General features: G+C 71.4%; 8 protein-coding genes. 4 read left to right on the top strand and 4 right to left on the bottom strand.

Features of this window, described 5'->3' with window-relative positions; genetic code table 11:
- Positions 1 to 144: 144 nt before the first annotated feature.
- The 3 genes from sepH to AB0412_RS28955 form a co-directional block, all read right to left on the bottom strand.
- A complete protein-coding gene (gene sepH, locus AB0412_RS28965; RefSeq protein WP_366405545.1) occupies positions 145 to 1,191 on the bottom strand; it encodes a septation protein SepH in 1,047 nt (348 codons plus the stop codon).
- A 414-nt stretch (positions 1,192 to 1,605) separates the two neighbouring features.
- Positions 1,606 to 2,925 (bottom strand): D-arabinono-1,4-lactone oxidase, encoded by a 1,320-nt coding sequence (locus tag AB0412_RS28960; protein WP_366405544.1) that lies wholly within the window; start codon positions 2,923 to 2,925, stop codon positions 1,606 to 1,608.
- Positions 2,885 to 4,123: an MFS transporter gene (locus AB0412_RS28955; RefSeq protein ID WP_366405543.1), complete on the bottom strand. Its 1,239-nt coding sequence runs from the start codon at positions 4,121 to 4,123 to the stop codon at positions 2,885 to 2,887. The genes AB0412_RS28960 and AB0412_RS28955 overlap by 41 nt, the downstream gene beginning before the upstream one ends.
- 164 nt (positions 4,124 to 4,287) lie before the next feature.
- On the opposite strand from AB0412_RS28955, the gene AB0412_RS28950 reads away from it, so the two are divergent.
- Both AB0412_RS28950 and AB0412_RS28945 read left to right on the top strand, forming a co-directional pair.
- Entirely contained in the window at positions 4,288 to 5,415 is a 1,128-nt protein-coding gene (locus tag AB0412_RS28950) for a ferrochelatase (protein ID WP_366405542.1), read from the top strand.
- An 8-nt stretch (positions 5,416 to 5,423) separates the two neighbouring features.
- Positions 5,424 to 6,239 carry an inositol monophosphatase family protein gene (locus AB0412_RS28945; RefSeq protein ID WP_366405541.1) on the top strand — a complete coding sequence of 272 codons (816 nt, stop codon included), beginning with the start codon at positions 5,424 to 5,426 and terminating at the stop codon, positions 6,237 to 6,239.
- Between the two features lie 87 nt (positions 6,240 to 6,326).
- On the opposite strand, the gene AB0412_RS28940 is transcribed toward AB0412_RS28945, so the two are convergent.
- A complete protein-coding gene (locus AB0412_RS28940) occupies positions 6,327 to 6,500 on the bottom strand; it encodes a hypothetical protein (RefSeq protein WP_366405540.1) in 174 nt (57 codons plus the stop codon).
- Positions 6,501 to 6,883: 383 nt separating this feature from the next.
- On the opposite strand from AB0412_RS28940, the gene AB0412_RS28935 reads away from it, so the two are divergent.
- Positions 6,884 to 7,537 carry a response regulator transcription factor gene (locus tag AB0412_RS28935; RefSeq protein ID WP_003993508.1) on the top strand — a complete coding sequence of 218 codons (654 nt, stop codon included), beginning with the start codon at positions 6,884 to 6,886 and terminating at the stop codon, positions 7,535 to 7,537.
- Between the two features lie 6 nt (positions 7,538 to 7,543).
- On the top strand, positions 7,544 to 8,785 hold the full coding sequence (locus AB0412_RS28930; RefSeq protein WP_366405539.1) for a HAMP domain-containing sensor histidine kinase: 1,242 nt from the start codon (positions 7,544 to 7,546) through the stop codon (positions 8,783 to 8,785).
- Positions 8,786 to 8,945 lie beyond the last annotated feature (160 nt).

Genomic DNA, 8,945 nt, shown 5'->3' with positions numbered 1-8,945 from the left:
GGGCCGGGCGCCCGCCGGGCCGGGGGCGGGGCGCCCCGTTGGTGGTTCTTCTTGCGGCGCCCCCGGCCCCCAAAAACCGAGGTCCCCCCCCCCCAGTGGCGGGGGGCACTCACCTGGGGTGAGTGCCCCCTTCTCTGTGTGCGGTTACTCCTGTTTCTTGCGGCGCGTGCCGAAGACGATCTCGTCCCAGCTCGGGACCGCGGCGCGGCGGCCGGGGCGGACGCCGTCCGCCTCGGCCTGGCGGTCGGTGGCGCCGATGAGACGGTCTCGGTGGCTGCCTACGGAGCGGGGCATCAGGACGTCCGCGTAGGCGGAGCCGGCCGAGGCCGCGGGGGCCGGGGGCTCCTCCGCCTCGGGTTCCGTGTCGGGCTCCTCGGGGGCGGACTCGGGGGGCCGTTCGGGCACCACCAGGTCGCCTCGGAAGCTCGGTACCGCCTCCAGCAGGCTGGTCAGCGAGTCCCGTTCGCTCGATGCCGTGGCCGCCGTCTCCTCCGGGGGTTCGGAGGCCTGGGCGGGCAGGCTCGGGCGCTCGCGGTCGGCGGAACGGTCCAGCGGGCGGTCGCGCGGCAGGCGGGCGATGCGCGGGACGAACGGGAAGCTGGGCTCGGGTGCGGCGAGGTCGTCGGACTCGCCGATGAGTGAGCGTGCTTCGTCGTCGACGGCCTGGACGAGTCTCCGGGGCGGGTCGTACGTCCAGCTCGCCGAGTGGGGTTCGCCTGCCACGCGGTAGACCAGCAGGACCTCCCAGGTGCCGTCGTCGCGGCGCCAGGAGTCCCACTGGACCGTGTCCTTCTCGGCGCCGCGCAGCAGCAGTCGCTCCTGGACGGCTTCGCCGAGGGGAGGACCCGAGTTCTCGCCGGGGCGGCGGACAGGGGTCTTGCGGGCGCGCTCGGCCATGAAGGCCCGCTCGGCGAGGACGGGGCCCTCGAAACGGCGTACGCGGTCCACGGGGATGCCGGCCATCTGGGCGACCTCTTCCGCGGTCGCGCCGGCACGTATACGCGCCTGGATGTCGCGGGGGCGGAGATGGCTCTCCACCTCGATCTCGATCTGGCCGAGGCGGGGACGATCGCCGCGCACGGCGGCGCGGAGCCGTTCGTCGATCGGAAGCGTGTACTCCGTGCTGTCCGCAGCCTTCAGCACCAGCCGTGTGCCGTCATTCGAGACGGCCACGACACGCAGTTCGGGCATGGGGACCTCCCGGGTGGTGCCTGCCGACGTCACGTGCGTCGCTGCTTCCGCTAGTCGAGTGTGGCCTGCCCGGGTGCAGCCTGCCACAACCTTGCCGAGTTGCCCGGCGTGTCGGGCGCGGGCCCTGGATCGCCGTTATGGCACGGTTACCTATTCGCAACGCTAAGTGACCAACTGCGTCACCCTGTGCAACTAGCCCCCTCCCGGCGCTCCTCCAAGGTCCCGAGCACCCTGTCGGGAGACCGGACCCAGGGCTCGCAACAGTACTCCATTCGGGCCACGTGCGTGGATCGGCACGCCGCCCACTTTCTGGCAAGGGGCCCTACTCGGCCGCTCGTTACCCGGCTTCGGTGATCGTTAACGTGGGGAACTTCACGTGGTCTCCGGTAACGGAAGCCTTGCTCCGGGGGCTCGTCACGCTCCCAGGACGCGGCGCAAGTGGTCGTTGCGGAAGCGGCGTTCCGGATCGAGCCGGTCGCGCAGTGCCGTGAACTCGGCGAAGCGCGGATACACGCGGGAGAGGTAATCGGCGTCCCGGGTGTGGATCTTGCCCCAGTGGGGCCGGCCCTCGTGGGCCGTGAAGATGCGCTCGGCCGCGGTGAAGTACGCCTGATAGGGGGTACCGCGGAACATGTGCACGGCGATGTACGCGCTGTCGCGGCCGGACGCCGTGGACAGGGTGATGTCGTCGGCGGGGGCTGTGCGCACCTCGACCGGGAAGCTGACGCGCAGGGGGGAGCGGTCGACCATGGCCTTCAACTCCCGCAGCGTGTCGACCAGGGCCTCGCGCGGAACGGCGTACTCCATCTCCACGAAACGCACCCGGCGCGGCGACGTGAAGACCTTGTAGGGGATGTCGGTGTACGTCCGCGCGGACAGCGCCTTGCTGGAGATCTGCGCGATGGAGGGAATCGCGGCGGGCAGCGCGCGGCCGACCCAGTTGGCCACCTGGAACACTCCGTTGGAGAGGAACTCGTCCTCGAACCAGCCCTTCAGCGGCGGCACCGGGCGCTCCGGGCCCGCGCTGCGGTTGTTGCGCTTGGTGTTGGTGCTTCCGGTGTGCGGGAACCAGTAGAACTCGAAGTGCTCGTTCTCCGCGTGGAGTTCGTCGAACTCGGCGAGCACCCGGTCGAACGGCATGGGTTCCTCGCGCGCCGTGAGCAGGAAGATCGGCTCCACGGCGAAGGTGAGGGCGGTGACGATGCCGAGGGCGCCGAGGCCGGTGCGGGCGGCGGCGAAGACGTCCGGGTTCTCCTTCGCGGAGCAGTGGAGGACCGAGCCGTCGGCGGTGACCAGTTCCAGGGCGCGGATCTGCGCGGCGATCGAGGCGGAGTCGCGGCCCGTGCCGTGGGTGCCGGTGCTGGTCGCCCCGGAGACCGTCTGCTCCATGATGTCGCCCATGTTGGTCAGCGACAGGCCCTCGCGTGCGAGGGCCACGTTGAGTCTCTTGAGCGGGGTGCCGGCCTCGACGGTGACGGTGCCGGCCGCACGGTCGATGTCACGTATGCCCGTCAGCAGTTGAGGGCGGATCAACACGCCGTCGGTGGCCGCTATGGACGTGAAGGAGTGCCCCGTGCCGACCGCCTTCACCGGCAGCCCGTCCTCGGCGGCCCGGCGGACCGCCGCGGCCAGCTCGTCGACGGAGGCGGGCGTGACCTCCCGCGCGGGACGGGCGGAGACATTGCCTCCCCAGTTACGCCACGTGCCGTTCTTCGCGCTCGCTGTGCTGCCCAACGGAGCCTCCCCGACCCGGTGCCGGCCGCTTGAGCCGGCGGTACCCGAGGAAACCGACCGCGACCGCGACGGCCCCGGACACCGCCGGAACCCCGTACCCGGCACGCGCCCCGGCCGCGTCGATCACCCAGCCGGCCACGGAGGAGCCGAGCGCGACCCCGACCGCGAGCCCCGTGCTCACCCAGGTCATGCCCTCGGTGAGCTGCGCGCGTGGTACGTGCTCTTCGATGAGGGACATCGTCGTGATCATCGTGGGAGCGATGGACAGACCCGCGACGAAGAGCGCCACGGCCAGAAACGGCAAGTTTCCGACCAGTAGGAGGGGGATCATACTCACGGCCATGGCGCACACGCCCAGCAGCCAGCGGCGTTCCGGCGGCCCCGCGAAGTGCAGCAGCCCGAACACGGCCCCCGCCACACAGGAACCCAGCGCGTAGACGGCGAGCACCACACTGGCCGCCGCCTTGTGCCCCTCCTCCTCCGCGAACGCCACGGTGACCACGTCCACCGCGCCGAAGATCGCGCCGGTCGCCACGAAGGTGGCCACCAGGACCTGCAGACCCGTCGAACGCAGGGCGCTGCCGCCGCCCTTGCGCTCCCGCGGATGCGGTTCGGGCTCGGTGGCGCGCTGCGCGGTCAGCCAGAAGACGCCCACGGCGAGGAAGCAGGCGGCGAGCAGCGGGCCGGCCTCCGGGAACCACGCCGTGGACAGCCCGATGGAGATGATCGGCCCGAAGATGAAACAGACCTCGTCGACCACGGACTCGAAGGAGTACGCGGTGTGCAGCTGCGGGGTGCCGCGGTACAGGGCGGCCCAGCGGGCCCGGATCATCGCGCCGACGCTCGGCACACAGCCGATGCCCACGCACGCCACGAACAGCACCCAGTCCGGCCAGCCGTAGTGCGCGGCGAACAGCAGCAGGGCCGCCGCGCTCAGCGAGAGCAGCGTCGCCGGGCGCAGCACCCGCCGCTGCCCGTGCTGGTCCACCAGACGGGAGACCTGCGGGCCCGCCACCGCCGCGGACAGCGCGATGGTGGCCGACAGGGCGCCGGCGAGGCCGTACCGCCCGGTGAGCTGGGAGATCATCGTCACCACGCCGATGCCCATCATGGACAGCGGCATCCGGCCGAGGAGGCCCGCGGCGGAGAAACCCTTGGTGCCGGGCGTGGCGAACAGGGCGCGATAAGGGCTGGGCACGGGGTCTCCGGGAAACGTCTCAGTAAGGTGCGACCGCAGTCGATACAGCTTACTGGTGCGGTCGGCCCCATGCACCGGGATATGCCGGCCCCGTGCACCGGGAGATACAGCCGGGGGCACCCCACCGTTTTCCGGCTGTCAGTGCCGGGTGGCAGGATCGAGACATGCCAGACGTGCTCGATGCCAGCCCCTACGACGCCCTGCTCCTGCTCTCCTTCGGCGGCCCCGAGGGCCCCGACGACGTGGTTCCGTTCCTGGAGAACGTCACGCGTGGCCGCGGCATCCCCACAGAACGCCTGAAAGAAGTCGGACAGCACTACTTCCTCTTCGGCGGGGTCAGCCCCATCAACGACCAGAACCGTGCCCTGCTGGACGCGCTGCGCAAGGACTTCGCCGAGCACGGCCTGGACCTGCCGGTCTACTGGGGCAACCGCAACTGGGCGCCGTATCTGACCGACACCCTGCGCGAGATGGTCCGCGACGGCCGCCGGCGCATCCTCGTCCTGGCCACCAGCGCCTACGCCTCGTACTCGGGCTGCCGCCAGTACCGCGAGAACCTCGCCGACGCCCTGGCCACCCTGGAGACCGAGGGCCTGGAGCTGCCGCGCATCGACAAGCTGCGGCACTACTTCAACCACCCGGGCTTCGTGGAGCCCATGATCGAGGGAGTCGTCCGGTCCCTCGCCGACCTGCCCGAGGACGTCCGGGAGGGCGCGCACATCGCCTTCACCACCCACTCGATCCCGGTCTCGGCCGCCGACACGTCCGGCCCCGTCGAGGACCACGGGGACGGCGGGGCGTACGTCAGACAGCATCTGGACGTGGCCAGGGTCATCGCCGACGCCGTCCGTGAGCGCACCGGCGTGGACCACCCCTGGCAGCTCGTCTACCAGTCCCGCTCCGGCGCCCCGCACATCCCCTGGCTGGAGCCCGACATCTGCGACCACCTCGAGGAGCGGCACGCGGCGGGGGTCCCGGCGGTCGTCATGGCCCCCATCGGCTTCGTCTCCGACCACATGGAGGTCCTCTACGACCTCGACACCGAGGCCAAGGCCAAGGCCGAGGAGCTCGGTCTGCCGGTGCGCCGCTCGGCGACCGTCGGCGCCGACCCCCGGTTCGCCGCGGCGATCCGCGAGCTGATCGCCGAGCGGGCGGCCGGCGAGCGGGGGCAGGACGTCACCCGGTGCGCCCTCGGCGCCCTCGGCGCGAGCCACGACGTCTGCCCGGTGGGCTGCTGCCCGGCCCGCGCCCCGCGCCCCGCCGCGGCGGGCGCCGACAGCCCCTACGCATGAGGAGCACCGTGACCGACCCCCTGCACGCGGAACTGCTGGGCCTGGCCCGCGAGGCGGCACACCGCGCGGGTGAGCTGCTGCGCGACGGCCGCCCCGCCGATCTCGCGGTCGCCGCGACCAAGTCCAGCCCGATCGACGTGGTCACCGAGATGGACATCGCCGCCGAGAAGCTGATCACCACGCTGATCGCCGAGCGCCGCCCGGACGACGGCTTCCTCGGCGAGGAGGGCGCCTCGACCGACGGCAGCAGCGGCGTCCGCTGGGTGATCGACCCGCTCGACGGCACGGTCAACTACCTGTACGGGCTGCCCACTTGGGCCGTCTCCATCGCCGCCGAGCGGGACGGCGAGACCGTCGTCGGGGCCGTGTCGGCGCCCATGCGCGGCGAGACGTACCACGCGGTGCGCGGCGGCGGGGCATGGGCCACGGGCGCCTGGGAGGGCGAGCGCAGGCTGACCTGCCGCCCCGCGCCGCCCCTGGACCAGGCCCTGGTCTCGACCGGTTTCAACTACGTCGCCGACGTCCGCACGCACCAGGCGGAGGTCGCGCACCGGCTGATCCCGCTGGTGCGGGACATCCGGCGCGGCGGCTCGGCCGCGGTCGATCTGTGCGACGTGGCGGCCGGGCGTCTCGACGGCTACTACGAGCGCGGCCTGCACCCCTGGGACCTCGCCGCGGGCGACCTCATCGCCCGTGAGGCGGGCGCCCTGACCGGTGGACGCCCCGGAGAGCGCCCCTCCTGGGGTCTCACGGTCGCGGCCACCCCGGGCGTCTTCGAGCCCCTCCAGACCCTCCTGGAGGACTTCGGCGCCTGGCACGACTGACCGCCACCGACCCGGGTGACACAAGCGAGCGGGCCCCGGCGCTGGATTCGCCGGGACCCGCTCGCGCAAGCTGCTTGCCGGGGTCGGTCAGACGCCGTAGGCGCTGACCTCCACACCGTGTTCGGCGGCGAGACGGCGCAGGTCGTCGAGCTCGCCCTGCTCCACCTCGACGAGGAAGTCGTCGCCCTCGTCGCGGGCGCGCGACAGATCGGACTCGGTCGCCTTTATGCGCTGCAGAAGTCCTGCGGTGAATGCGTCCATGCTGCGCCCCCTCGTCCTGGGTCGTGGGTCGATGGCACGGGGGTGTGCCGTTCGGAAGGGACGATCACGTCTGCCGTGGATGCCCAGCGCCGCTCGGCCGGGCGGCGACGGTGCCGGACACCCACGCCCGCTCTGCGGGAAGCGGATCGATACGCACCGCATGGTGGTGCGGCGCAAGCAGAGCGTGATCGCGGGATGTAAAACCCGTCCTCCCCAAGCTCCCTTCCGTGGAAACCTAACCGCGCGAGAAAATCTGCTATTCCCCTGCCGTTCGCCCGGAGGTTCCCCGGCCCCGCACCCCCTCTCACCTGCCTTACAGCCGACTTATGGAGGAAAAGGGCAGGATGGAGGTGAACACACCACCACCAGGAAGGACCAGGGACGTGCGCGTACTCGTCGTCGAGGACGAGCAACTGCTCGCCGATGCGGTGGCCACCGGACTGCGCCGGGAGGCCATGGCCGTCGACGTCGTGTACGACGGTGCGGCCGCCCTGGAGCGCATCGGCGTCAACGACTACGACGTGGTCGTCCTGGACCGCGACCTCCCGCTCGTGCACGGCGACGACGTCTGCCGCAAGATCGTCGAGCTCGGCATGCCCACCCGGGTGCTGATGCTCACGGCCTCCGGCGATGTCAGCGACCGTGTGGAGGGGCTGGAGATCGGCGCCGACGACTACCTGCCCAAGCCCTTCGCGTTCAGCGAGCTGATCGCACGCGTGCGTGCGCTCGGCCGGCGCACCAGCGTGCCCCTGCCGCCCGTCCTGGAGCGCGCCGGGATCAAGCTGGACCCCAACCGCCGCGAGGTCTTCAGGGACGGCAAGGAGGTGCAGCTCGCGCCCAAGGAGTTCGCCGTCCTGGAGGTGCTCATGCGCAGCGAGGGCGCCGTCGTCTCGGCGGAGCAGCTGCTCGAGAAGGCCTGGGACGAGAACACCGACCCGTTCACGAACGTGGTCCGGGTCACCGTGATGACCCTGCGCCGCAAGCTGGGCGAGCCGCCGGTCATCGTGACCGTGCCCGGCTCCGGTTACCGGATCTGATCCGGGATGGCCAGCACCCCCACACCGGCGTCCCCGCAGGCCCCTCCGAAGCCCACCTGGGACCCGCGCCGGCCGGTACCGCCCTTCCCGTGGCTGCGGCCCACCATCCGGATACGGCTCACGCTGCTCTACGGCGGCATGTTCCTGATCGCCGGGATCCTGCTGCTGTCGATCATCTACCTGCTCGCGGCGAACGCGCTGAACGTGGGCACCGACCTCCCCTTCCGGATCCTCTCCGGCGAGGTGTCCAGCGACATCTGCCACCTGCGCAGCAACGAGCTGCCCGCGGACGAGATGAACCGGGCGCTGAACGCCTGTGTCAACGAGCAGCGTCAGCACGCGCTGGACGATCTGCTCAGCCGCTCGCTGCTGGCCCTGCTCGGTCTCGCGATCATCGCCTTCGCCTTCGGCTACGCCATGGCCGGCCGGGTCCTGTCGCCGCTGGGCCGGATCACCCGCACCGCCCGCGCGGTGGCCGGTTCCGACCTGTCCCGGCGGATCGAGCTGGACGGCCCGGACGACGAGCTCAAGGAACTGGCCGACACCTTCGACGACATGCTGGAGCGCCTCCAGCGGGCGTTCACCGCGCAGCAGCGCTTCGTCGGCAACGCCTCGCACGAGCTGCGCACCCCGCTCGCGATCAACCGCACGCTCCTCGAGGTGCACCTCTCCGACCCGAACGCGCCGGTGGAGCTCCAGCAGCTCGGCAAGACCCTGCTGGCCACCAACGAGCGCAGCGAGCAGCTCGTGGAGGGCCTGCTGCTGCTCGCCCGCAGCGACAACCAGATCGTCGAGCGCAAGCCCGTGGACCTCGCGGAGGTGGCCTCGCAGGCCATCGATCAGGTGCACGCCGAGGCCGAGGCCAAGGGCGTGGAGATCCGCGGCAAGCGCGAGCCCGCGGTGGTCCAGGGCAACGGCGTGCTGCTGGAGCGCATCGCCCTGAACCTGGTGCAGAACGCCGTGCGGTACAACGTGCCGGAGGGCGGCTGGGTCGAGGTCGGCACCGAGGTCCAGCACGGCCAGGCGGTGCTGGTGGTGTCCAACACGGGCCCGGTGGTGCCGGCGTACGAGATCGACAACCTCTTCGAGCCGTTCCGGCGGCTGCGCACCGAGCGCACGGGCAGCGACAAGGGCGTGGGACTCGGTCTGTCGATCGCCCGGTCGGTGGCCCGGGCGCACGGCGGACACATCTACGCCCAGCCGAGGGAGGGGGGCGGACTCGTGATGCGCGTCACCCTGCCGATCTGACATCATGCCGCCGACACACGGGTGTGTTCGCTTTGCGCGGAATTTCCGCCGCGTCGACGTCGTTGGCCCCTGTGTGATCGATCACATGGGCGATTTTCCAGCCATCTACTCTCCGTGATCATGTGTCGGGCCGGAAGGTCGGGAAAGTCCCGGTTTTCAG

Origin of the sequence: Streptomyces sp. NPDC052012 (assembly GCF_040689265.1) — a bacterium.
Lineage (GTDB): Bacteria > Actinomycetota > Actinomycetes > Streptomycetales > Streptomycetaceae > Streptomyces.
Note: the sequence above shows the minus strand (reverse complement) of the source record. Positions and strands in the feature narration are given on the sequence as shown.

Coding starts and splice junctions, on each gene's coding strand:
- AB0412_RS28940 (WP_366405540.1), bottom strand. CDS start 6,500: ATGGACGCATTCACCGCAGGACTTCTGCAGCGCATAAAGGCGACCGAG.
- AB0412_RS28950 (WP_366405542.1), top strand. CDS start 4,288: ATGCCAGACGTGCTCGATGCCAGCCCCTACGACGCCCTGCTCCTGCTC.
- AB0412_RS28930 (WP_366405539.1), top strand. CDS start 7,544: ATGGCCAGCACCCCCACACCGGCGTCCCCGCAGGCCCCTCCGAAGCCC.
- sepH (WP_366405545.1), bottom strand. CDS start 1,191: ATGCCCGAACTGCGTGTCGTGGCCGTCTCGAATGACGGCACACGGCTG.